The organism is Saccharopolyspora phatthalungensis (genome assembly GCF_014203395.1).
Lineage (GTDB): Bacteria > Actinomycetota > Actinomycetes > Mycobacteriales > Pseudonocardiaceae > Saccharopolyspora > Saccharopolyspora phatthalungensis.
Genome location: NZ_JACHIW010000002.1, coordinates 1,233,029 through 1,256,414 on the forward strand (window position 1 = coordinate 1,233,029; position 23,386 = coordinate 1,256,414).

Annotated in this window: 16 protein-coding genes; 10 read left to right on the top strand and 6 right to left on the bottom strand. The window is 70.3% G+C overall.

Features of this window, described 5'->3' with window-relative positions:
• The first annotated feature begins 477 nt into the window (after positions 1 to 477).
• The 6 genes from BJ970_RS31785 to BJ970_RS31810 all read left to right on the top strand — a co-directional run bounded on the left by BJ970_RS31785 (position 478) and on the right by BJ970_RS31810 (position 4,464).
• Positions 478 to 1,860 (top strand): HNH endonuclease signature motif containing protein, encoded by a 1,383-nt coding sequence (locus BJ970_RS31785; RefSeq protein WP_184731105.1) that lies wholly within the window; start codon positions 478 to 480, stop codon positions 1,858 to 1,860.
• A gap of 193 nt (positions 1,861 to 2,053) precedes the next feature.
• Positions 2,054 to 2,800, top strand: coding sequence for a class I SAM-dependent methyltransferase (locus tag BJ970_RS31790; RefSeq protein WP_221468332.1), 747 nt, complete (start codon positions 2,054 to 2,056; stop codon positions 2,798 to 2,800).
• A gap of 349 nt (positions 2,801 to 3,149) precedes the next feature.
• Positions 3,150 to 3,383: a WXG100 family type VII secretion target gene (locus BJ970_RS31795; RefSeq protein ID WP_312864630.1), complete on the top strand. Its 234-nt coding sequence runs from the start codon at positions 3,150 to 3,152 to the stop codon at positions 3,381 to 3,383.
• A 61-nt stretch (positions 3,384 to 3,444) separates the two neighbouring features.
• On the top strand, positions 3,445 to 4,032 hold the full coding sequence (locus tag BJ970_RS31800; protein WP_184731111.1) for a hypothetical protein: 588 nt from the start codon (positions 3,445 to 3,447) through the stop codon (positions 4,030 to 4,032).
• Positions 3,926 to 4,150: a colicin D domain-containing protein gene (locus BJ970_RS40260; protein WP_376775160.1), complete on the top strand. Its 225-nt coding sequence runs from the start codon at positions 3,926 to 3,928 to the stop codon at positions 4,148 to 4,150. The genes BJ970_RS31800 and BJ970_RS40260 overlap by 107 nt, the downstream gene beginning before the upstream one ends.
• The gene (locus tag BJ970_RS31810; RefSeq protein WP_184731114.1) at positions 4,150 to 4,464 is read left to right on the top strand and encodes a Psi4 family immunity protein; all 315 of its coding nucleotides are present in this window, start codon (positions 4,150 to 4,152) and stop codon (positions 4,462 to 4,464) included. The genes BJ970_RS40260 and BJ970_RS31810 overlap by 1 nt, the downstream gene beginning before the upstream one ends.
• Positions 4,465 to 4,824: 360 nt before the next feature.
• Here BJ970_RS31810 and asnB read toward each other — a convergent pair whose 3' ends face one another.
• The 6 genes from asnB to BJ970_RS31840 all read right to left on the bottom strand — a co-directional run bounded on the left by asnB (position 4,825) and on the right by BJ970_RS31840 (position 12,738).
• Positions 4,825 to 6,642, bottom strand: coding sequence for an asparagine synthase (glutamine-hydrolyzing) (gene asnB / locus BJ970_RS31815; protein ID WP_184731116.1), 1,818 nt, complete (start codon positions 6,640 to 6,642; stop codon positions 4,825 to 4,827).
• 19 nt (positions 6,643 to 6,661) lie between these two features.
• Positions 6,662 to 7,897, bottom strand: a complete 1,236-nt coding sequence (locus tag BJ970_RS31820) for a cytochrome P450 family protein (RefSeq protein ID WP_184731118.1) — start codon at positions 7,895 to 7,897, stop codon at positions 6,662 to 6,664.
• Positions 7,885 to 9,381, bottom strand: coding sequence for an ABC transporter ATP-binding protein (locus tag BJ970_RS31825; RefSeq protein WP_184731120.1), 1,497 nt, complete (start codon positions 9,379 to 9,381; stop codon positions 7,885 to 7,887). The genes BJ970_RS31820 and BJ970_RS31825 overlap by 13 nt, the downstream gene beginning before the upstream one ends.
• Positions 9,382 to 9,455: 74 nt before the next feature.
• Positions 9,456 to 10,244, bottom strand: a complete 789-nt coding sequence (locus tag BJ970_RS31830) for an ABC transporter permease subunit (RefSeq protein ID WP_184731122.1) — start codon at positions 10,242 to 10,244, stop codon at positions 9,456 to 9,458.
• Positions 10,241 to 11,185, bottom strand: a complete 945-nt coding sequence (locus BJ970_RS31835) for an ABC transporter permease (RefSeq protein ID WP_184731125.1) — start codon at positions 11,183 to 11,185, stop codon at positions 10,241 to 10,243. The genes BJ970_RS31830 and BJ970_RS31835 overlap by 4 nt, the downstream gene beginning before the upstream one ends.
• Positions 11,182 to 12,738, bottom strand: coding sequence for an ABC transporter substrate-binding protein (locus BJ970_RS31840; protein WP_184731127.1), 1,557 nt, complete (start codon positions 12,736 to 12,738; stop codon positions 11,182 to 11,184). Before BJ970_RS31840 ends, BJ970_RS31835 begins: the two co-directional genes overlap by 4 nt.
• 419 nt (positions 12,739 to 13,157) lie before the next feature.
• Here BJ970_RS31840 and BJ970_RS31845 point away from each other — a divergent pair, with 419 nt between their 5' ends.
• The 4 genes from BJ970_RS31845 to BJ970_RS31860 are packed head-to-tail and all read left to right on the top strand — an operon-like array spanning position 13,158 to position 23,384.
• Entirely contained in the window at positions 13,158 to 13,922 is a 765-nt protein-coding gene (locus tag BJ970_RS31845; protein WP_184731129.1) for a thioesterase II family protein, read from the top strand.
• Positions 13,919 to 21,328 carry a non-ribosomal peptide synthetase gene (locus BJ970_RS31850; protein WP_184731131.1) on the top strand — a complete coding sequence of 2,470 codons (7,410 nt, stop codon included), beginning with the start codon at positions 13,919 to 13,921 and terminating at the stop codon, positions 21,326 to 21,328. Before BJ970_RS31845 ends, BJ970_RS31850 begins: the two co-directional genes overlap by 4 nt.
• The gene (locus BJ970_RS31855) at positions 21,325 to 22,329 is read left to right on the top strand and encodes a saccharopine dehydrogenase NADP-binding domain-containing protein (RefSeq protein ID WP_184731133.1); all 1,005 of its coding nucleotides are present in this window, start codon (positions 21,325 to 21,327) and stop codon (positions 22,327 to 22,329) included. The genes BJ970_RS31850 and BJ970_RS31855 overlap by 4 nt, the downstream gene beginning before the upstream one ends.
• On the top strand, positions 22,326 to 23,384 hold the full coding sequence (locus BJ970_RS31860; RefSeq protein WP_184731135.1) for a Gfo/Idh/MocA family oxidoreductase: 1,059 nt from the start codon (positions 22,326 to 22,328) through the stop codon (positions 23,382 to 23,384). The genes BJ970_RS31855 and BJ970_RS31860 overlap by 4 nt, the downstream gene beginning before the upstream one ends.
• Positions 23,385 to 23,386: the final 2 nt, after the last annotated feature.

Below are 23,386 nucleotides of genomic sequence, written 5' to 3' on the forward strand. Positions count from 1 at the left end.
GGGAGGTTCCGTGTTGCCATGGTTCGCGGGCGGCTTGGCATGGTTTGCGCGCTTTTCGAGGGGGTTGGGGCCGTGGGAGGTTCCGTGTTGAATGGGCCATCCCCGCGATCGGTGGAGTATGGGGGCTGCGTTCCGGAGGTCAAGCCCGGCCTGGCGGCCGCCTCTTCGAGGTTTCAGGCTTGACATCCGGCCCACAGCCCCGGTTCGGCTTTATATCGCGGGGATGGCCCCGGACTGGGCTGACACAACCGGCAGGTTACGTTGCCGGGGCGGCGGATTCCGTCGTGGCTGGGACTGGTGCCCGGTGGGGTTGTTCCGTAAGGGTTTTTGATCGGTCGTGGTGAGGGGGCGCCTTCGGCGTGTGGTGGATGAGTTTTTGTTGCTGGGTGGGGTTTTCGCGGTTTCGGTGGGGTTTTTACCTGATCAAGCGATGCTGAAAGCGTGCGAATGGGTGTTCGAATCTGGGAGAATGAGGGTATGGCACCGTTGACGGACACCCGGGACGCGAGCGTGGAGATGATGTCTTCGCCCTCGTCTGTGGTGTCGTGCTCGGATGCCGAGCTCATCGACCGGATCCAGCGCTGTGAGCAGGCCATGCGGGTGGCGATGATGGAGCAGTTGCAGATCATCGCCGAGGCCGACCGGCGGGGGCTGCATGCCGAGCGTGGTGCGAGGTCGATGCAGGTGTGGTTGCGGGAGCTGCTCAACATCGACCAGAGAGACGCCAAGACGCGGGTGACGGTTGCCCGTAACGTCGAGGACCGGGCCTCGCTGTATGGCGAGACGATGCCCGCCGAGCTTCCCCAGACCGCTGCCGCCCTGTCGCAAGGCGCGATCAGCCTTGAGCATGCGCGGGTGATCGTGGCAGGCATTCACCGGCTGCCCGAGTACGCCCGTTGCCACCGGGTGGGGGAGGTCGAAGCGACCCTGGCCGGCTACGCCCGCCAGATGCCGCCGCGTGAGCTGGAGACAATCGCCGAACGAATCAGGTATCTACTCGACCAGGACGGCGCCTACCAGGACGAAGCCGACCAGCACGACGCTCGGGAACTGCACTACGGGACCGCTCGGGACGGGATGATGGTCATCAAGGCCCGGCTGGATCGCGAGACCGGGGCGAGATTCGTTGCGCTCATCGAGCCGCTGGCCGCCCCGTGCCCGGAGGTCGACGGGGAGAAGGACCCTCGCAGTGTCGGGCAGCGCAATGCCGACGGCTTCGCCGCGTTGCTCGATCTGGCCACCGACTCCGACGGGATACCGCGTGCCGGTGGGCAACGGCCACACCTCACGATCACCATCGACTTCGAAGACCTCAAACGCGGGCTGGGCTTGCTCGATGAGCACGGCATGCCCGGCACCCTCAACACCGGGCGTGCCATCACCGCCGAGAACGCGCGGCGCATCGCCTGCGACAGCGAAGTACTGCCCATGGTTCTCGACGGAGCTGGCCTGCCCCTGGACCTCGGCCGGGCCAGGCGAACCGCACCCGCGCACCTGCGCGCCGCGCTACTCCAACGCGACGGTGCCTGTTCCTTCCCCACCTGCGACCGGCCACCGGGAACCCCCGACGCCCACCACGTCGTGAGCTGGATCGATGGTGGCCCCACCGAACTGGCCAACATGACAATGCTATGCGGCCACCACCACCGCACCGTGCACAGCCAGCGATGGGAAATCCAGATGCGCGAGGGCAGACCCGTCTTCATCCCACCGTCCACCGTGGACATCGACCGAAGACCACGACCAGGCGGCAAGGCGCAGCCCGCCCAGCACCGCCAACACCTCCGGGACCTCATCCCCACCCAACGGGACCCGGCGGGCGAAACGCGCCGCGCGCGTCCCGAGGCGGCGGTCAGCTGACCGGCGCCGTGGACTTCGCGGCTACACCGACCCGCCACCCGACCACCCAGCGAAAGTCCCGAGCTCGCTGATGCTTTGTACTTCCGCGTCTCGGCGGCGATGGGGTTTTACGGGTGGCAGAACACGCTCTCGGGCAGCCGATCCGGGCGCATCATCGGGATGCGGGCAAGCTCGGCGTGCCAGGATGGGCCGCATGACTCCGGTACCCGAAAATCGCGCACTTCCCGCTGATCCGGCCCGGGCGAACGACTATGACAGCTTCGCCGAGGCGTACACGGCCGAGAACGAGACCAGCATCTACAACGCCTACTACGAGCGGCCAGCGATGCTGGAGCTCGCCGGGGACGTGGCCGGCAGGCGGATTCTCGACGCCGGCTGCGGCTCGGGCCCGCTGTTCGCGGCGCTGCGCGATCGGGGGGCCCTCGTGACGGGCATCGACGCGAGCGCCGGGATGCTGGAGCTGGCTCGACGGCGGCTCGGTACCGCGGACCTGCGGGTCGCCGACCTGGCCAGCCCGCTGCCGTTCCCTGATGGCGTGTTCGACGACGTCATCGCGTCCCTGGTGCTGCACTACCTGGAGGACTGGGGGCCGACGCTGGCCGAGCTGCGGCGCGTGCTGACTCCCGGCGGTCGACTGCTCGTCTCGGTCGACCATCCCTTTGTCGCCTACGGCGTTCACCGCCTGGCAGGGCGCAGTCCCAACTACTTCGAGACCTACAACTGGACCGTAGAATGGACCATGGGCGGCCAAACCGTGCCGATGAGCTTCTGGCCCCGGCCGCTGCACGCGATGACCGACGCCTTCACCGCCGCCGGCTTCCGCATCTCCGTCATCAGCGAGCCGCAGCCCGTGCCGGCCGCCCGCGAGCTGTTCCCCGAAGAATACCGAGCCCTCACAACCGGCCTGTGCTTCCTGTTCTTCGTCCTGCAGGCCGGCTGACCGCCGGGGCCTCGCAACATTGCTGGTGGAACAGCCAGTCGACCATGAGCGCCTCGGCCTGCTTCGCTACACTTGCTGGCCGACCCCGCCAAGCACCCGTTCATGGGTTCCTTGTCGTCGTTGATCGGGCCCTGCGCTCACCACGGAGGATCCTAAACTGGGTCGTCTTCGGCGCAGGACCGCGCTTACCCATGCCGTTCGCCTCCCCACTGCTGGGAAATGGGTGAACCACCAATAGTGCAGTCAGGTTTGATCTATGCCGAATCGGTTGTGGCCCGGAACAACGTGTGTGAGGCTTAGCAGCTGATCAATGGCGCCGAGGTCGCGAAGAACTGCGGAGTTGGACGAGGTGGATCAGATTGCGGTGGATTTCCGCGCTCTGGAAGAAGGAGAGAACGGTCTGCGCAGGTTGGTCGACGAGATCGACGTCAATCTGACCGAGTTCGAAGGCCATGTCGCGCAACTGCTGGACAGCTGGAGTGGGCAGGCCGCCAATGCCTACCGGGCCGCGCAGGACGAGTGGGACGCCGCAGTGGCGGGGATGCATGAGAACGTGCGCGCGAGATGCACCTGCTGCTGGTGACGGCGCACGGCAACCAGGAATTAGCGGTACGCGCCAACTCGAAGATCTGGGGTTCTGAGCGATGATCGCACCTGCGCCCGCCTTGCCACCGCCGCCAGAGCCGGGCCCCGCGACTCCGGTGGATGTCCGCCCGGAGGACTATTACGTGGTCGCCCAGGACTTCGTCGATGGCCAGAACCGCGTCATGGCCGTCTACCGAACGCTCACGGCCGAACTCGGCGGCCACGCCGGTGCGGCCGGAAACGACAAACCGGCGCAGACGTTCGCCGAGTCCTACACCCCAGCGGTGCGCAGCGTGATCGACGGCATGGTCCGACTCCACCGCCTGCTCGGTGGCATCGCACGCGGCCTGGCCGAGTCCGCGGAAAACCACCGCCGCGCCGACGCCGACGCCGCCGGCCACGATCCCGGCGGAGGGTTTTCACCGTTGTGGCCCGACACCTGCCCGGCGGCCAGCGAGCCGCCCGAGATCCTGGGTGACGGTGACACGAACGAGCTGGCCCTGATCTCGGACTGGGTGAACCCGTACTACCCCAACGGCCATGTCGACAAGATGCACAGTGTCGCTGCGGTGTTCGCCCGCGCCAAAGACTCGCTCGTCGAGATCGGTGACGATCTGCACTGGCCAGCCAGCGATTTTGTACTTTGACAGGCGGACCTGCCAGGCGGTCGTCCAGAAGCCGACTGGGGAGTTCTGGTCAGGCTGGCGGCTTAGCCCCAAGCAACTGGAACACGTCATCACCACCGGTAAGCTCGGTGGTGGGTGATGACAAGACGAAAGGGAAAGGCCACCATGCCGGACCTCCAGTTCCTCATCGTCCTCATCCGCGACTTTGTGGAGCACCGGATCAGCGCAGATGAGTTCGAGTCGAGGTACCTGACGGCCTTCAAAGCGGGGACCGGCGACGTCGCCGACGATGACATTTTCGAGACCCTGGACGGCCTGTTCGCCGATGTCGACGCCTACGTAGCCGACCCGACACTGCGCACCGACCCGGAAGACCTCGATGAAGAGCAGTTGCGTGCTTGTGCGGCAAGAGTGCTGGAGAAGCTCGTTCCACCGGGCAATGCCGGGCTGTAGGGCGAGCAACCGGCCGGTTTCGCGTCTACCTGCCCGGGCAGCGGCCTCGGCCGGGGCTTGCGGCGCGGCGGGAGAACATGCGGCGGACTCCGGCGGCAGGGCGGGCGATGCAGTTGCGGCGCATCAGGTCCCGTCGCCCTCGTCGTTGGTGGGCATGGGGTTGTTGACAGGGTGCAGGCGACGGCGTAGCCGGCGATGCCCCGCACCCCCGGTGCGGGGCTTCGCCATATCAGCAGCCCTGTTCCCATCAGCCGCATCAACGGTTGCTGTCCGTACAGACGGATCGGGGCGCGTGACGGGGCACTGCTTCTTAGCCCGTCTCGTCGAAAACCCCGGCCAGGACGAGACGAATACCGGCGGTCAGAAGGTGAATACCGGGCGGTGGATGTCCACCCAGTGGTGGATGTCGAGCACCCGCTCCATGCCTTGTCGCACCGGTCCCGTTACGGCTGCGGCGTCCAACGCCACGGCCCTACGCGCCCATTCGGCGTCCACTAGCGCGAACGCGCCGGAATCCCCCGCGAGCACGTCCGCGACCTGCCGCTGCAACGCCGTCACATAGCTGGTGTCCTGCACGGTGGGGTACGGGCTCTTCACCCGGTTCACCACGGAATCCGGCAGCAGATGCCGGGTCGCCGCCCGTAGCAGGCTTTTCTCGCGGCCGTCGAAGTTCTTCATCGACCACGGGGTGTTGTAGACGTATTCGACGAGCCGGTGATCGCAGAACGGCACCCGCACCTCCAGCCCTGTCGCCATGGACATGCGGTCTTTGCGGTCCAGCAACGCGCGCACCAGGCGAGTCAGGTGCAGATGGCAAATCACCCGCATGCGCCGCTCCAACCCGTCTTCGCCGTCGAGGTGGTCGACCGCCGAGATGGCCGCCGAGTACTGGTCGGCGACGTAGCCTTCGATGTCGAGTCGATCGCGCAGGTCTTTGCGCAGTACCGCGGTGCGGTCGGTGTTGATGGCGTGAGAGAAAGCCAGCCAGGGGAACGTATCCGCCGAAACAGCGGCGTCGTGGTGGAACCACGGGTAGCCGCCGAACACTTCGTCGGCGGACTCGCCGGACAGCGCGACCGTCGATTCGGCGCGGATCGCGCGGAACAGCAGATAAAGCGAGGTGTTGATGTCGCCGAGCCCAAGGGGGATGTCCCAGGCCCCCACCACGGCACGGCGCAGCGACGGATCGGTGAGCTGGCGGGCATCGAGCACGACGGCTCGGTGGTCCGAGCCGACCCACGCGGCGACCTCTCGGACGAACCCGGCGTCGGCCGTGGCCCGCAGCTCGTCGGGACGGAATTCCTGTTCCTGGCCGGAGAAATCGACCGAGAACGTGCGCGGCCGCGGCAGGACCTCGGCGGCCAGCCCGGTCAGAGCGCTCGAATCCAGACCCCCGGACAACAGCACGCCCTGCGGTACGTGGGCGACCAGCTGCCGTCGCACGGTATCGGTGAGCAACTCGCGCACCGTCGCCACGGTGGTGTCCAGGTCGTCGGTGTGCTCGATGGTCTCCAGTCGCCAGTACGTCCACGTCCGCGATCCCGTGGCCGACACCATCAGCACCGTGCCCGGTTCGACCTCGCGCATGTCTTCCCATAACGCCCAGCCGGGGGCCTTGGTCTGCCCCAACAGCTCGTGCAGGCAGTCCAGGCCGACCTCCCGGCGCGCGAGCGGGTTGGCCAGGATCGCTTTGGGCTCCGAGCCGAACAGCACGCCGTCGCGGGTCAGCTGGTAGTACAGGGGCTTGACGCCCAGCCGGTCGCGCACCAGCAGGAGCCGCTGCGAGCGGTCGTCCCACACGGCGAACGCGAAAATGCCGTTGAGCCGCTCCGCGACCGCCTCGCCCCACTCCAGGTAGCCGGCGAGCACGACCTCGGTGTCGCTGCCGGTGCGAAACCGGTGCCCCCGGCCGCTCAACTCCGTCCGGAGCTCGGTGAAGTTGTAGACCTCGCCGCTGTAGACCAGCGTCACCTGGCCGTCGGCCGAGTCCATCGGCTGCGTACCGCCTGGCAGGTCGATCACGGCGAGTCTGCGGTGCCCCAGCGCGGCCCGAGGCCGCACCCGGGTGCCGGCGGCGTCGGGGCCGCGGTCGGACAGGGTCGCGGTCATCTCGTCGAGAATGTCGCGCCGCTGGGTGAGGTCCGAGTCGTAGGAGACCCAGCCGGTGATGCCGCACATGATGTTCGACCTCGATTCTTCAGTCGTGTTCGGGCGTCGGCGCTCGGTGCCACAGGCGGACCGGCAGCGTCTCCAACCCGTGCATCTGGGTGCTGCTACGCCAGCGCAGCGATGCCGGGTCGGTGGCGAGTTCGATGCGGGAGAACCGTTCGAGCAACCGCCCGATCGCGATCTCCCCCTCCAGCCGGCCGAGCGGGGCACCGACGCAGTAGTGGATGCCGTGTCCAAAACCCAGGTGTGCGCCGGTCGGGCGGGTGATGTCGAGGCGGTCCGGGTCCGGGAACCGGCGCGCGTCCCGGTTGCCCGCGAGCAACGACACCAAGACCAGCTCCCCGGCGGGGATTTCGATGTCGCCGATGCGCACGGCCTGGCGGGTGTAGCGCGGGGAGGCCATGTTGTTGGGCGTCTCGAACCGCAGGAACTCTTCTACCGCGTTCGGCAGCAGCCCTGGGTCGGCGCGCAGTGCGGCCAGCTGGTCCGGGGCGCGCAGCAGGCTGAGCACTCCGTTGCCGATGAGGTTGACCGTGGTCTCGTAGCCGCCGATGAGCAGGACGAACGTCATCGCGATCAACTCGGGCACCGCCAGCTGGTCGCCGTTGTCCGACGCGTGCACCAGTGCCGACAGCAGGTCCTCGGCCGGGTTCGCCCGCTTGCTCTCGACGAGTTCGGCCAGATATCCGGCCATCGCGGCCGATGCCGCGCCGACCTCCTCCGCCGCGGCGGTGGAGACCATTTCGCCCGACCAGCCCGCGAACCGCTCCCGATCCTCGGCGGGGATGCCCATCAACTCGCAGATGACCCGGATCGGCAGCGGCAATGCGAACTCGGCGAGCAGGTCGACGGACTCCCCCACCGGCATCGCATCGAGCAACTCGGTGGTGATCTCCTCGATGCGCGGGCGCAGTCGGGCGATAGTGCGGCTGGTGAACGCCTTGTTCACGAGTTTGCGCAGCCGCGTGTGGTCCGGCGGATCGACGTTGAGCAGGTGCGCGGCCAGCGAGCGGGAGAACTCGATCTTCTTGCCCTCGGCCAGCGCGCGGGCGTGCTCCAACCGGTCGTAGACGCCGTCGCTGGACAACCGCGGGTCTGTCAGCAGCGCCCGCGCGTCGGCGTGGCCGGTGACCAGCCACACGCGCACGCCATCGGGCATCAGCACCGGCCGGGCGGGCCCCTCCGCGCGCAGCCGGGCCGCTAGCTCGTGCGGGTTCTGCAGGTACTCCTCGTCCAGTCGCGGCGTGGAAGTCAGATCGGACACGAGTCCTCCGTGATCGGCCGGTCGCGCGTCAGCAGCACCGGCAGTTGGTCGGGATGGGCGAGCAATTCGCTGGTGGGGCCCTGCGCGGCGACGCGGCCGGCGGCGAGCACGAGCACCCGGTCGGAGATCGCGGCGGCGGCCGGGTCGTGGGTGATGAACACGACCGCGAGCCCGTGTTGTGCCCGCAGGTCACCGAGCAATCCGAGCACGCCCGACTGGGTCACCGGGTCGAGCGCCGAGGTGATCTCGTCGCACAGCAGAACAGTCGGCTGCGCCGCGAGCGCGCGGGCCAGGGCGACGCGCTGCCGCTGCCCGCCAGACAGCTCGCCAGGCAGCCGCTCCGCCAGCGCCGCGGGCAGGCCCACGGCGTCCAGCAGCCGCCGCACCTCGGCGGCGCAAGCATTGCGGGACAGGCGGCGCAGAGTGCGCAACGGCCGGATCAGCGCCGTTCGGACGTCTTGCCGGGGGTGCAGCGATTCGGCGGGGTTCTGCGGCACCAATTGCATCCCGGCCAACTGCGCCCGGGTCCGCCCGCGCACGCTGGCGGCGAGCCGATCACCGGCCAGTTCCACCGTTCCCGAGGCGGTCCGCTGAAGCCCGGCCAGGCACCGGGCCAGCGTCGATTTCCCTGCCCCGGACATGCCCAGCACGGCCACGCACTCACCGGTCCGCACCGCGAGATCCACGCCGCGCAGCACGGTGCTCGTGCCGTGTCGCGCGGTGATTCCGTTGCCCGTCAACACCGGCTCTGCGCTCGACGTTGCTGGTGGCGGCGGAATCTCGGCCGCCACCAACCGACGCGCCGCGGGCGAGTCGGGCACCAGCCGCCCCGAATCGAGCACCATCACCCGATCCACCGCGTTCCGCACGGTGTCCAGATCGTGGCTGATCCACAACATCGCGACGCCGCTGGCGCGCAGGCGGCGCAACTCGGCGAGTACCTCGGCTCGGGCGACGACGTCCAGCGCGGTGGTCGGTTCGTCCAGGAGCAACAACCGGGGTTCGCGGGCCAGCGCGATGGCGAGCGCCACTCGCTGCTGCTGTCCGCCGGAGAGCTGGTGCGGGTAGCGATGGGCGAAGGCGGCGGGCAGGCGGACCCGGGCCAGCATCGCGGCCACGTCCGCCCGCCGGTTTCCTGCCGCCAGCCGCAGCGCCGCGCCCACCTTCGCGTACGGGTTCAGCTCGGCTCCCGGATCCTGGCCCAGGTATCCCACGATGCCGCCCCGCACCCCGGGCGGCGGCGCCGGCAGCATCGGGTTTCCGTCTACATAGGACTGTCCGGCGCCGTGCCGGGCACCTGCCCGCAGATGCCCAAGCAACGCCAGCGCAAGGGTCGTCTTGCCGCAACCGGATGGCCCGAGCACGCCGACGGCCTCGCCGGCGGCGATCTCCAGGTCCACGCCGTCGAGCACCGCCCTGCCGTCCACTTCGACCCGCAGCCCGTCCACCGCCGCCACCGCGCCGGTGGAACTTCCTTCCGTCATGGGTGAAACCTCCAACGTCGGCCGGATATCGCCGGGCCAATCCGGACGCCCTGCGTGGTTCGGGCCGTGTCGTCTCATCCGGCCAGCACCCGCGATCGACGCGTCAGCCAGTCCGAGCACAGATTCACGGCCACGGCCAGCGCGGCCAGTGCGGCGATCGGCACGGCGAGCGCCCAAGGTTGCAGGACGGCGCCGGGCAGGGCCTCGACGATCATCAGTCCCCAGTCCGAATCCGAGGTTCCCAGGCCCAGAAAGCCCGCCGCGGCGGCGAGGTGGACCGCCGCGACGAACCGCAGACCGGCGTCGGACAACACGGTCGGGGCGATCAGCGGCAGCACCTCGCGGCCCAGCAGCCACGCCCAGCTCTCTCCCCGCGCGACGGCCGCCTCAACGTGCGCCCGGCCGGTGACCTGCGCCGCGGCCGCCATCGTGACGCGCGCGGTCAGCGGTGCCCCGGCCAGCATCACCGCGAGTACCAGTCCGCCGCGCGCCGGCAGGGCGGTGAGTACCAGCAACAGCACAAGAATCGGCGGCACAGCGGCGAGCGCGTCCAGTGGACGCAGCACCAGTGCCGCCAGCCAGCGTCGCTCCGGTCCGGCCAGTGCGGCGACCAAACCCAAGGTCACGCCGAGCAGCCCGCCCGCCAGGGATGCCGCGAGGCTCGTGAGCACGAGCGGCCGTCCTCCGTTCAGCAAGCGGGACAGCACATCCCGCCCGAGTTGGTCGGTGCCGAAGGGACTGGTCGCGGTCGGGAGACCGAACGGGATCCCGACCGGCGCGGTGACCGAGTGCGGCGCGAGTTCGGGACCCATCAGCAACAGCAGGGCGAACACGCCGCCCAGCACGAAAAGAATCCGTCTCATGCGCTCACCACCCACGTGCGCAACCGAGGCGTCAGCGCCAGCACGGCGAGGTCGGCCAGCGCGAGCGCGACCAGGGTCATCGCGGCCAGCAAGAGCACCAGGGCCTGTACCACCGGAAGATCACCGGACTGCACCGATGCCACCAGCAGCTCCCCGATCCCCGGGTAGCCGAACACCTTCTCCACCAGGACTCCCCCGCCGAGCAGGCTTACCCCGATCACCAGCCACACCTGCACGGCGACCGGCAGCACCGCGGGCAGCACGGCGGCGCGCAGCACGGTGCGCGATGAGGCTCCGTTGAGCCGGAGGAACTCCACGTGCGCAGACCCGACGGCGGCGATCGTGGCGGCGCGAATCGCCCGGACCGCGTAGGAGAATCCGACGGCGAGCAGGCTCAGCACCGGCAGCACCAGCGCCGTGGGGTGTTCCAGGGGGCTGTCCCCGGCCGGGATGAACGACACGGCGGGCAGCCAGCGCAACGAGACCGCGAACAGCAGCGCCAGAACACCCGCCACCGCGAACTCCGGCACGGACACCAGGACCAGCGCGCCCGCCGACACGAATCGTCCCCACCTGGAAGAGGCGGCGAGCAGACCGGCCCCGAGCGACACCGGCACCAGCAACACGAGGGCAGCACCAGCCAGGAGCGCGGAGTTACCGACTCGGTCGGACAGCATTTCGGTCACCGGCTTGCCGGTGACCGAGCGGCCCAGATCGCCGTGGACCAGCCCGGCCAGCCAGTCGCCGTAGCGGACGAGCACCGGTCGGTCCAAACCGAGGCGATGCCGGGCGATCGCGATGTTCTCGGGGGTGGCGTTCGCCCCGAGCCGGGTGGTCGCCGCGTCGCCGGGCAGCAGGTCGACCCCGACGTACACCAACAACGACAGCAGCGCGAGCAGGCCGACGCCGATGACCAGCCGCGTGGCGGCGCGGGCGATCACGCCAGACCGGCCCGGCCGAGGTACGGGTATTTGGCGAATCCGCGCGTCTGGACGCCCGCGACCGCCTTGCGCTCCAGGCTGAGCGTATCGGCGAGACCCCACACGACGGTGTTGCCGCGGTCTGCCATCACATCCTGCACCGTGGCCCACGCCCGATCCCGGGCTGCCTCGTCCGTTTCGGCCAGACCGGCGGCGAGCGCGGCGTTGAGCTGGGGGTCGGCCAGCGCGAGCGCGGGGTTGGCGGCAAGTCGCGCGTAGAGCACGGGTAACGGGAAAGCGCCGAGGGAGAAGGCCATGCCGTTGGCCGCGGAGACCGCACGCGGGTCGTAGAACTCAGGCACGCCCACGATGTCGGGCCGCACGTCCAGCCCGACCTCCTTGAGCTGCTCGGCCAGCAACTGGGTCGAGGCATTGAACCCGATCTCGTACTCCGCGGACCGGATCACGATCGGCGTGCCGCCCGCGCCCGCCTCCCGCACCAGCCTGCGGGCCTCGTCGGGATCGCGCCGCAGCGGCTCACGGCCGCTGTGCTGTGCCGCGCCGTAGCCGAAAAGGTCGTTGCCCACGGCGCCGAATCCGAGGAACACGCCATCAACCAGAGCTTGGCGGTCCACGGCAAGCCGCACCGCGCGGCGCACCCTCGGGTCGTTGAACGGAGCGATCGTGGTGTTGAGCACGAAGCCGAAGCCGACCCTGTTGCGTTGCCCCGCGGTGCGCACTTCGAGGTCGGGGTCGGCCGCGCCGATCCGCGCCGTGGTGAATGGGATGTCGGCGGCGTAGTCGGCCTGCCCGGTGAGCACGGCGTTGGCTTTGGCCTGCGGGTCGGTGAGGCTCAGCAGCACCAGTTCGTCCGCGACGCCCGGAGCGTCCCAGTAGCCGTTGAACCGGGTGAGCCGGGCTTCCCGCCCGGGCTCGAACGTCGCTACCCGGTAGGGGCCGGTGCCGTTCGCGGTGACGGCGGTGAACGACGTCGTGCCGTCCTTGACGATCTTGACGAGGAACGCGGCGAGCACCAGCGCGGGGTCACCGAGCGGCTGGAGCGTCCGCACCAGCAATGTGGCCGGGTCACGAACTTCGACGCTGGCCAGGTCGAGGTACTGGGTCAGTTCGCTGGGGACGGGCCGTTCGGGCGCGCCCAGGTACCGCAGGCTGTAGGCGACGTCGTGTGCGGTGAACGGTGAGCCGTCGTGCCAGGTCACGCCCTCGCGCAGCCGCAACACGAAAGACCGCCCATCCGCCGTCGGTTCGGCGGCGAGCGCGAGTCTCGGCACGGCCTGGCCGTTTTCCAACGAGAACAACGGATCGTAGATCACGTCGTTGCGGACGATGTCGGCCGGCGCCTGGCCGGCGAACGGGTCGAGAGCCTCGGCCGCGCCGCCGCCGGTGAGCGCCACCCGCAGTCTGCCGCCCGGTTTGGGCGTGCGGGACGCGGTGTCCTCGACCGGGGCGGGGCCGGACGTACTCGTGCCGCACGCGCCGAACAAGGCAGCGGCGCCCGCGGCGCCGAGTGCCAGTCGAGCGGAACGCAGTACGTCACGGCGGGTGAGCCACATGGTTGACCTCCGGATGCGGCGTAGCGCCGTGTGTCCAAGTAAGTTAGGTTGACCTAAGCGCAGACACGCTAACAGCGGACACTGAAGGGTGCAATGGTGATCCAAAAATTGCGCCCCAGGTCACGTTAAAGCCGCCGAGATAACCGGTTATCGCACTATGACGATAGCCTTTTTATGCGAATAGCAACATATGGTCAAGGCGCATTACGATGCGCCATTTGCCGTCATGACCTGCTAGTATCCGGTGAACCACGCGGCCGGACGGGATCTCGACTCGGCAATTCCCTGGCCAAGAGAACCAATTTCTCGGCCCTTGCGTACATTGCGGCAGCCCCGGGGTTTTCTTTAGAGTAAGGCTACCCTTACTCTCTTGAACAGTGCTCTAGGACTCTCGCCACCCAGGAAGGACACGATCGATCGTGCTGCCACGAACCGCCACGGGCTGGCTGCGGTGCCGGACTCCCCGCACGCGTCCACGCGCACGCCTGGTCTGCTTCCCGCACGCGGGCGGCTCGGCGAGCTTCTTCGGCAACTGGCCCGACCACCTGCCCGCCGATGTCGAGGCGCATGCGGTGCAGTACCCCGGCCGCGAGGACCGGATCGCCGAAGAACCGCCCGCCGGCCTGGACGCGCTGGCCGGATGTGTCGCACGGGAACTGGCAGCCCTGCTCGACCGCCCCATCGCCCTGTTCGGGCACAGCATGGGCGCGGTCGCCGCATACGAAGTGGCCCGGATTCTGGAGCAGCACCACGGCGTGACCCCGTTGCGGCTGTTCGTGTCCGGCAGACACGTGCCGGGCGAGCACCGAGGCGACGAAATACACCGGCGTGACGACGCCGGACTGGTGGCGGAACTGGTCCGCGTCGGCGGCGCCGGGGCGGACGTCCTGGCCGCCAGCCCCGAGCTGTGGCCGGTTTTCCTGCCCGCGATCCGCGACGACTACCGGCTTGAGGAGACCTACCGGCACCGGCCGGGCGCCCCGCTGCGCGCGCCGGTCACTGCCCTCGTCGGCGAAGACGACCAAGAGGTCACGCCGGACGAGGCGGGCCGGTGGAGCCACTACACGTCGGGACCATTCGCCCTGCACGTCATGCCGGGCGATCACTTCTTCCCCGCGCAGCACACGACGGCACTGCTCGATCTGATGCTGCGCGAACTCGATGCCCAGGAGGCCCCCCGGTGACCCAGTTGGACCTGCGCGCGGCGGTTGCCTCGTTGCTCCGTGTTCCGGCCGACACGCTCGACGAGCGGGCCGACCTGATCGCGGCCGGAATGGACTCGATAGCCATGATGCGCGTGGCGGGCAAACTCAAGCGCGCGGGAGTGATGGCGAGCTTCGCCGATCTCGCCGAGCGGCCAACGCTCGCCGCGTGGCGGGAACTCGCCGAGCGCACCCACACCATCGAGACCGCCGCGCAGATCGTCGACGACTCGGCGGATTTCGACCTCGACCCGCTCCAGCACGCGCTGTGGATCGGCCGCCACGAAGGCCAGGAGCTGGGCGGGGTCGCCGCCCACTTCTACACCGAGTTCGACGGCGGCCCGATCGAGCCGTCCCGGCTCGAACACGCGGTGCGCGCGTTGTTCGCCCGGCACGGCATGACCCGCGTGGTGATAGACGGCGCGGGACGCCAGCGCATCGCCGAGCACACGCCGTGGCCCGGACTGCGGCTACACGACCTGCGCGGCCTCGATCCGGAACAGAGCGGGCGACGCCTGGCCGCCCTGCGCAGCGAACTGTCCGAACGCGTCATGGACATCGAGGCGGGCGAGGTGTTCGACGTCCAGCTCTCGCTGGTGGACGACACCTCCACCAGGGTGCACGTGAACGTGGACATGGTCGCCGCGGACGCGATGAGCCTGCGCATCCTCGTCGCGGACCTGGCACGCCTGCTGCACGCGCCCGACGAGCCGCTGCCCGGCATCGACTACAGCTATCCGCGGTACCTCGCCGACCGGGCCCGTTTCCGTGCCGACGCGGTGCAACGAGACCGGGACTGGTGGCGCGAACGGCTCGCCGACCTGCCCGGCCCGCCCGCGCTGCCGGTCATCCCGACGGCCGCCGCGGAGACGGCCACCGCGCGACGCCGAGAACACTGGCTCGACCCGGCGGCGTCGGCCAGGCTGCGCGACAAGGCGCACCGGGCGGGCCTAACCCCAGCCGTGGTGCTCGCCACGGCGTTCGCCGAGGTGGTGGGCGCGTGGAGCGCCGAGCGCGATTTCCTGCTCAACGTCCCGGTGTTCGGTCGCGAACCGTTGCACGATGACGTCGACCAGCTGGTCGGCGCGTTCTCCAGCTCGGTGCTGCTCGGCGTACGCACCGGCGTGGACGAGCCGTTCACCGAAGTGGCCCGACGCGTCCAGCGTGAGCTGCGGGAGGCCGCCGGGCACGCCGCGTTCGCCGGCGTGGAGGTGCTGCGCGAGCTGACCAAGGCCAATCAGGGCAAGCAGGTGCTCGCTCCGGTGGTTTTCTCCAGCACGCTGGAATTCGGTGAGTTGTTCGGTCCGCTGGTGCGCGAGAACCTCGGCCGCCCGGTGTGGATGATCTCGCAGGGACCACAGGTGTGGTTGGACGCGCAGGTGGCCGAACACGACGGCGGCCTGCTGCTCAGCTGGGACGCGCGAGAACTGGCGTTCGCACCCGGCGTGCTCGACGCGATGTTCGGCGCTTTCACGGCGCTGGTCGACCGTCTGGTCGGCGACGGCGCCGGGTGGGACGCGCCGGTGGGCGGGCTGCTGCCCGCAGGACAGCGCGCGGTTCGCGACGAGGTCAACTCGACCCGGGGAGCGGATCCCGGAAAGCCGCTGCACGAGCGGTTCTTCGCGCTCGCCGAGGCGGAACCCGACCGGATCGCGCTGGTCTGGGGTGTCGACGGCTCGATGACCTACGGTGAGCTGTCCCGGCGGGCACGGCAGGTGACCGCGATGGTGCGGTCGGATGGAGTGCGGCCCGGCGACGCGGTCGGCATAACCCTGCCGAAGGGACCCGACCAAGTAATCGCGGTGCTCGGCGTGCTCGGTGCCGGAGCTTGTTACGTCCCGTCCGGTGTGGACGTTCCCGCGGCCCGGCGGGCCCGGGTGTTCGAGTCGGCGGGCGCTCGCGTCGTGCTGGCCGACGACACCATTGCCAAGGCGGCGGCCCACGAGCCCGCGACCGAACTCGCCGAGGTCGGCGGCGAGGACCTGATGTACGTGATCTTCACGTCCGGCTCGACCGGCGCGCCCAAGGGTGTCGAGGTGCCGCACCGCGCGGTCGCGAACACCGTCGAAGCGGTCAACGACCACTTCGGCGTGACGCCGGACGACCGCACGATCGCATTGTCCGCATTGGACTTCGACTTGTCCGCCTACGACTTGTTCGCGTTCCTGGCCTTCGGCGGCAGCGTGGTGCTACTCGACGAGGACCAGCGGCGGGACGCGCACGCCTGGGCCGAGCTGATCCGACGCTGGGACGTCAGCGTGGTCAGCTGCGTGCCCGCGCTGCTGGACATGCTGCTCGTCGCCGCCCGGACCACCGGCCTGGGCGAGGCGCTGTGGCTGGTCATGCTGGGCGGCGACTGGGTGACCGTGGACCTGCCCGCCCGGCTGCGGGAGTTGCGCTCGCGGTGCCGGTTCGCGGGGCTGGGCGGCATGACCGAGGCCGCGATCCACGCCACCGTATTCGAGGTCGACGAGGTGGACCCGGCGTGGCGCGCGGTGCCCTACGGCACGCCGTTGCGTAACACCCTGTGCCGACTGGTCGACGCGCGCGGGCACGACTGCCCGGACTGGGTGCCCGGCGAACTGTGGGTGTCCGGCACGGGGCTGGCGCTGGGCTACCGCGGCGACCCCGGCCGCACCGCCGAGAAGTTCGTCGAGTTCGACGGCTCGCGCTGGTACCGCACGGGAGACCTCGGCCGGTACCGGCCCGACGGGACCATCGAATTCCTCGGCCGCGCCGACCATCAGGTCAAGATCCGTGGCCACCGCATCGAGCTCGGTGAGATCGAGGCAACGCTCGCATCGCTCCCCGGCGTCGCACAGGCCGTCGCCGTGGTGACCGGCGACCGCCGGATCGTCGCGGCGTTCACCGCCGAGCAACCGCCCGCCGAGCTCATCGACTCGTTCCTGAGCCACCTCCTCGACCAGGTGCCCCACGCCGAGGTGCCGTGGCGCGGCCGGGTGTCCGGTGCCGCGCCGTGGGCGACCACCCGGTGGCGGATGGCCGCTGCCGGGCATGGCGTCCTTGCCCACCGGCTGGCCGAAAGCACCGACGAACTGGTGGCCGCCCTGCAACGCGGCGAGGACCCGCACGACTCGCTGCCGCTGGAGCTCGACGTGGACGCCGCCCGGGCGGCTTTGGCCGAGCGGTTGCCCTCGGTGATGGTGCCCGACCGGATAGTCGCGCTGCCCGCGCTGCCGATCACCAAGAACGGCAAGATCGACCGCAAGGCGATCGAGCGCACGGTCGCCGGTAGCTCCACTGTGGATATTTCGAACCTGACGCCACCAGCAGGTCCGGTGGAGGAAGTCGTCGCGGCCGCCTGGTCGGAACTGCTCGGTGTGCCGATCACCGGCCGGGAGCAGGATTTCTTCCGCCTCGGCGGGGACTCCCTGCTGGCGACCAGACTGGTCAGCAGGCTGACGGCGGCCGGGCTCACCGGGGTCGCCTTGACGAAGCTGATCACCAACCCGGTGCTCGCCGACTTCGCCGCCACCCTCTCGTTCGACCGGCAGGCCGCGCCCGAATCCACCGTGGTGGCCGCCCCGGAGCACCGCTTCGACCCGTTCGGACCGACCGACGTGCAACGCGCCTACTGGATCGGCCGGGGCGAGGGCTTCACCCTCGGCGGTGTCGGCAGCCACTTCTACCGCGAGTTCGAGATCATCGACCTTGACGTGGCCCGGCTGGAGGCCGCGGTGAACACCGTGGTCGCCCGGCACGACATGTTGCGCGCCGTCTTCGACTCCAACGGCGACCAGCGAGTGCTGCCCGAGGTCCCGCCGTTCCGGTTGTCCTTTGTGGACGATCCGCGCGAGCGGTGGTCGCACCACGTGTTCGACCCGGCCACCTGGCCACTGTTCTCCATTACCGCGTCGCGGCGCGGGGACCGGACGATCCTCGCGGTCGGGACGGACAACCTCGTGTTCGACGCGCTCAGCGTCCTTACGTTCTACGCCGAGATCAGCGCGCTGTACGCCGATCCGCACGCGCAATTGCCCGCGGTGGGCATCACCTTCCGCGACTACCTGCTCGCCCCTGCGCCGGATACCGCGCGCGCCGAGCGGTACTGGGCCGGCGTGCTCGACCAGTTGCCGCCCGCGCCGCGCCTGCCGCTCGCGGTCGACCCGGCGGAGGTCACCGCCGCGCGGTTCACCCGCCGGTCGGCTCGGGTGGATCGCGACCGCTGGCAGGTGATCAGCGGCCGTGCCCGCGAGCATGGGCTCACCCCGTCGGCCGTGCTGCTCACCGCGTTCGCCGAAGTGCTCGGCCGCTGGAGCGCGCGGGCCGACCTGACGCTGAACGTGACCCTGTTCGACCGCCGCGAGGCGCACCCGGACATCCACGACGTGATCGGCGACTTCACCTCGCTGGTCCTGGTGGACCACCACCCGGAGGCCGGAGAGGCATGGCTGGCGGGCGTTCGCCGGTTGCAACGCCGGCTGTGGGATGCGCTGGAGCACCGCGAGATGTCCGCCGTGCGGGTGTTGCGCGAACTGGCCAAGAACACGGGCACCGCCGAGGCGACCATGCCGGTGGTGTTCACCAGCGCCCTCGGGCTGCCCGCACGGGACACCGGGCTGCTCTCCGAACCGGTGTACGGCATCTCGCAGACGCCCCAGGTGTGGCTCGACCATCAGGTGTCCGATGTGGACGGAGGGGTCGAGCTGGTGTGGGACGCGGTGGAGGACTTGTTCCCCACCGGTCTGCTGGACGCGATGTTCGACGCCTATCTGTGCCTGCTGGACTGGCTGGCCACCGGGGACTGGACCGCATCCGCTCCGGACCTGCTGCCCTCGGGCCAAAAACGCGTTCGGGAGCTGGTCAACGCCACCGACGATGCGCTGCCCGACGTAACGTTGCACGAAGGTTTCTTCCGGCTGGCGGCCGAGGCACCGGACCGGCCCGCGCTGTGGTACGGCGACGACGGCGTGCTCACCCGCGGGGAACTGGCCGACCGCGCGCTGCGGATCGCCGCGGCGCTGGACATCCAGTTCGGCGACCCGGTCGCCGTGAGCCTGCCCAAGGGGCCCGACCAGATCGCCGCGGTGCTCGGTGTGCTCGCCGCGGGCGGCGCATACGTGCCGGTCGGCACCGACCAACCGGCCGCGCGACAGGAACGCATCCATCGCCGCGCCGGGGTGCGGGAGGTGGTGACCGAAGAGTTCGTGCGTGCCGCCAAGGAGCTCCCGCCGGCCACCCCGGTGCCCGGCGACCCCGACCGGCTCGCCTACGTGATTTTCACGTCGGGCTCGACCGGCGAGCCGAAGGGCGTGGAGATCACGCATCGCGCGGCCATGAACACGATCGCCAATGTCACCGAACGGTTCGAGATCGGGCCGGATGACCGGGTGCTGGCGGTCTCGGCGCTGGACTTCGACCTGTCCGTCTACGACGTGTTCGGCCTGCTGTCCGCCGGTGGGGCGCTCGTACTCGTCGAGGAGGACGCGCGCCGTGATGCCCGCCGTTGGCTGGAGCTGGTGCGGCGGCAGGGCGTGACCGTGTGGAATACCGTGCCGGCGCTGCTGGACATGCTGCTGACCGTCGGTGCCGGCTCGACCGAACCGCTGCCGCTGCGGGTGTCTTTGGTGTCCGGCGACTGGGTGGGTCTCGACCTGCCGGCGCGTTTGGCCGCGCAGGCGCCGGAGTGTCGCTTCGCCGCGCTGGGCGGAGCGACCGAGGCGTCGATCTGGTCCAACGTGTTCGACGTCGAGCGGATCGATCCCGCGTGGCGCTCGATCCCGTATGGTTTTCCGTTGCGCAATCAGCGGTTCCGCGTCGTGGACCGGTTGGGCCGGGACTGCCCGGACTGGGTCGAGGGCGAGTTGTGGATCGGCGGAGCCGGGCTGGCCCGAGGATACCGGGGCGATCCGGAGGCGTCCGCCGCCCGGTTCACCGACGGCTGGTATCGCACCGGGGACCTGGGTCGGTACTGGCCGGATGGGACGCTTGAGTTCCTCGGCCGCACCGACCATCAAGTGAAGCTCCGCGGCTACCGCATCGAGTTCGGCGAGGTCGAGGCCGCCCTCCGGGATGCCGAGGGGGTCGGCCGGGCCGTCGCGGCGGTGGTGGACGGGACGCTGGTGGCGGCCGTGACAGCGGAAGCGCTGCCCCCGTCGGCTGTGGTCGACGGCACCGAGCCGGACGCTCGGGAGGCGGCCGCGTTCGCCGCCGCGATCCGCGGTCAGGCCGGCGCTGTCGCGCCGCTGCTGCGCGAACTGCTCAACGGGGAGATAACCGCCGAGCACGAACCCACCGCGCGACTGTGGCGTGACTGGCTGGCCCGCACGGGGGAGACCCCGGCAGCCGAGGACCCGGCGGTCCGCCGAGCGCACGAACTCATCGCTCGCTACCGCGACATCCTGGCGGGCCGGACCCCCGCCGCAGTCCTGCTCGACGAGCCACTGCTGGCGCCGGCCGCCGTGGTCACCGCGCACGCGGGTGCCGCGCTCGCCCCGGTGGCCGACCGGATCGCCAAGCTCTCCGACGAGCTGGGACGCCCGGTGGAGGTCGCCGAATGGGGCGCGGCGGCCGGGCTCGCCGACACGCTCGGCGAGCGGGTCCGGTGCACGGCGCTGGATTCTCCGCTCGACGTGGTGCCCGCCGAGCTGCGGCACCGCTTCGACGTGGTGCTGGCCAACGCGGTCCTGCACCGCTACCCCGACGTGACCCACGGCATCGCGGTGGCGCGGACCCTGGCCCGGCCCGGCGGCCTCATCGTCGCCGTGGAACCGGCAGAACTCGCGCCGATCGGCCTGATCACGGCCGCGCTGCTGGAACACGGCTTCTCCGGGCTGGACCCGGCACGCCGCGCGGCGGGATCGCCGATGCTGCCGGCACGACGCTGGGCCGAGCTGTTCGCGGCGACTGGCTTCACCGACGTCACGTACCAAGCCGCCGGGGCCGAGGGACTCGCGGTCGTGCACGGCACCATTCCGGACGGCATGCCCGTCCTGGACGGCGAGCGGCTGCGGTCGCACGCCCGCACCCGGGTTCCCGAGCACATGGTGCCCGAGCGGGTGGAGACGCTGCCGTGGCTTCCGTTGAGCGCCAACGGAAAGGTGGACCGGACCGCGGTGACGCGGCTGCTGGCCGCCGAGGCGGCCCCGGAGTCCGGCGAGCCGCCGCGCGACGAGGTGGAACAGATGATCGCCGCGCTGTGGTCCGAACTGCTCGGGGTGCCCGTGACCGGGCGCGAACAGAGCTTCTTCGCGCTTGGTGGCGACTCCCTGCTGGCGACCCGGTTCCTCCAGCGCGTGGAGCAGGCGCATGGGGTGGTGCTGCCGTTGCGGCGCCTGTTCGCCGGACCGACGGTCGCGCGAACCGCCGCGTTGTTCACCGAGGTGGGCGGCGCGGGCATGGGCGACATCGAGGAGGGCGAACTGTGATCGCCTTGCTGGGGGCGTCGGGCGCGGTCGGAGGGCACGTGCTCGCCGGGCTGCGCGCACGCGGGCTGGACGTGCGAACCGGTAGCCGACAGTCCGGAGTGGACATACGCGACGACCGGTCGCTGGCCGCATTCATCGACGGGGCGCGGCTGGTGATCAATTGCGCGGGCCCGTCCCACGACACGGCGGCACGGGTGGCCCGAGCCGCCGTCCGGGTCGGCGCGGACTACGTCGACGCCGGCGGCGACAGCGACGACGCCATGGTGGACGCAGGCGATCGGACCGTCTTGTTCGCCGCGGGGGCCTCGCCCGGCCTGTCCGGACTGCTGCCGCGCTGGCTCGCCGGAGGGTTCGACGAGGTCCGCTCGCTCACTGCCTACTCCGGGGTGCTCGACCGGTTCACCTGGGCGGGCGCGGAGGACTTTCTGAGCGGTACCACCGAACCGGGTGCCGCGTGGCGCGAGGGGCGACGGCGCTCGGGGGCGCTGAGCCGTGAGCACGACGTCCTGTTGCCCTACTTCGAGCGCCCGGTGGTCGCGTTGCCGTTCCTGGACCGGGAGAACGAGGCGACCGCACGCCAACTGTCCCTTGTGGATGGTCAGTGGTACAGCGTGGTCGAAAACGGCCACCTGCTCAGGGCACTCGACCGTGCTAGTGGCCTGCCGCGCGAGCGAGCGGTGGCCGCGATCCGCGACGCCGCCGCGCTGGATGTCGCCGGGCGCAGCCCGCACGCCATCCTGCTGATTCAACTGGACGGCGTGCGGGACCGGGCTCCCTTCACCCGGACCGTCGCCGTGCGGGCCGATTCGGTGGCGGCCCTGACGGCCGCGGTGACCGTGGCTGCGGCGGTCGCGGTGCTCTCCGGCGAGGTCCCGCCGGGGGCGAACCGGGCGGGCGAGGTGCTGCCCGCATCGGTGGTGGAGAACATCGCGGGAAGTGGCCTGACGGTCAGCGATGCCTCGATCGCCGAGCTGGCCCCGGCCGAGGAGGGAGTGCTGTGAGCCGCCTGCGGGTGCTGGTGTGCGGCACCACGTTCGGTCAGTCCTATCTGGCCGCGCTAGCCCGGCTGCCCGACGAGTTCGAGCTCGCCGGGGTGCTGGGGCGTGGGAGCGGACGGTCGGCGGACACGGCGCGCCGCGCGGGCGTGCCCCTCTACACCGATGTCGGCGAACTACCCGACGACATCGACATGGCCTGCGTCATCGTGCGGTCGTCGTTGATGGGCGGCCCGGGCAGCGAACTCGCCCGCACCCTGCTCGCCCGGGGCATCCACGTGTTGCAAGAGCAACCGGTGCACCACGACGACCTCGCCGAAAGCCTCAAGGTGGCTCGCGCTCATGGCGTGCGGATGCGGATGGGCGACCTGTACCCACAGCTTCCCGCGGTGCGTGTTTTCGCCGACGCAGCCCGGGAACTGGCGGCCCGGCAACGACCGGTCTACATCGACGCCGCGTGCGCGGTGCAGGTGTCGCTGCCCTTGCTGCACACGCTGGGCGAGGCGCTTGGCACGGTGCGGCCGTGGCGGTTCGCCTCGGGCGGGGCGAGCGGCCCGTTCACCGTCGTCACCGGCGAGATCGGCGGAGTTCCACTCGTGCTGCGGGTGCAGAACGAGATCGCGCCGGAGGACCCGGACAACCACATGCATCTGCTGCACCGGGTGACGATCGGCTTCGACGGAGGCGGCCTCACCCTGCATGACGCGCACGGGCCGGTGTCCTTCACGCCGCGGCTGCACATCCCGGACTCGGTGCGCACCGCGTTCGACTTCACCGCGCCGGAGGCCGGGCATCTCACGCGACCGGCCACATCGGTGCTGGACGGGCCGCCGCCGACGCAGTGGGAGTTCCTGCGGGATGTGCTGCCCTCGGCGATCGGGCGGGACCTGCTGGATCTTCGTGCGGCCGTGATCGGGCTCGCCGGTGCGTCCCGGCCGGAGCAGTACCACCTGACGCTGTGCCGGATGTGGCGGGATCTCACGACCGAACTCGGCTACGCCACGCTGCTGACCGGGCAGGAGCATCGCCCGGTAGCCGTTCCGGGACCGGGCGATGCGTGACC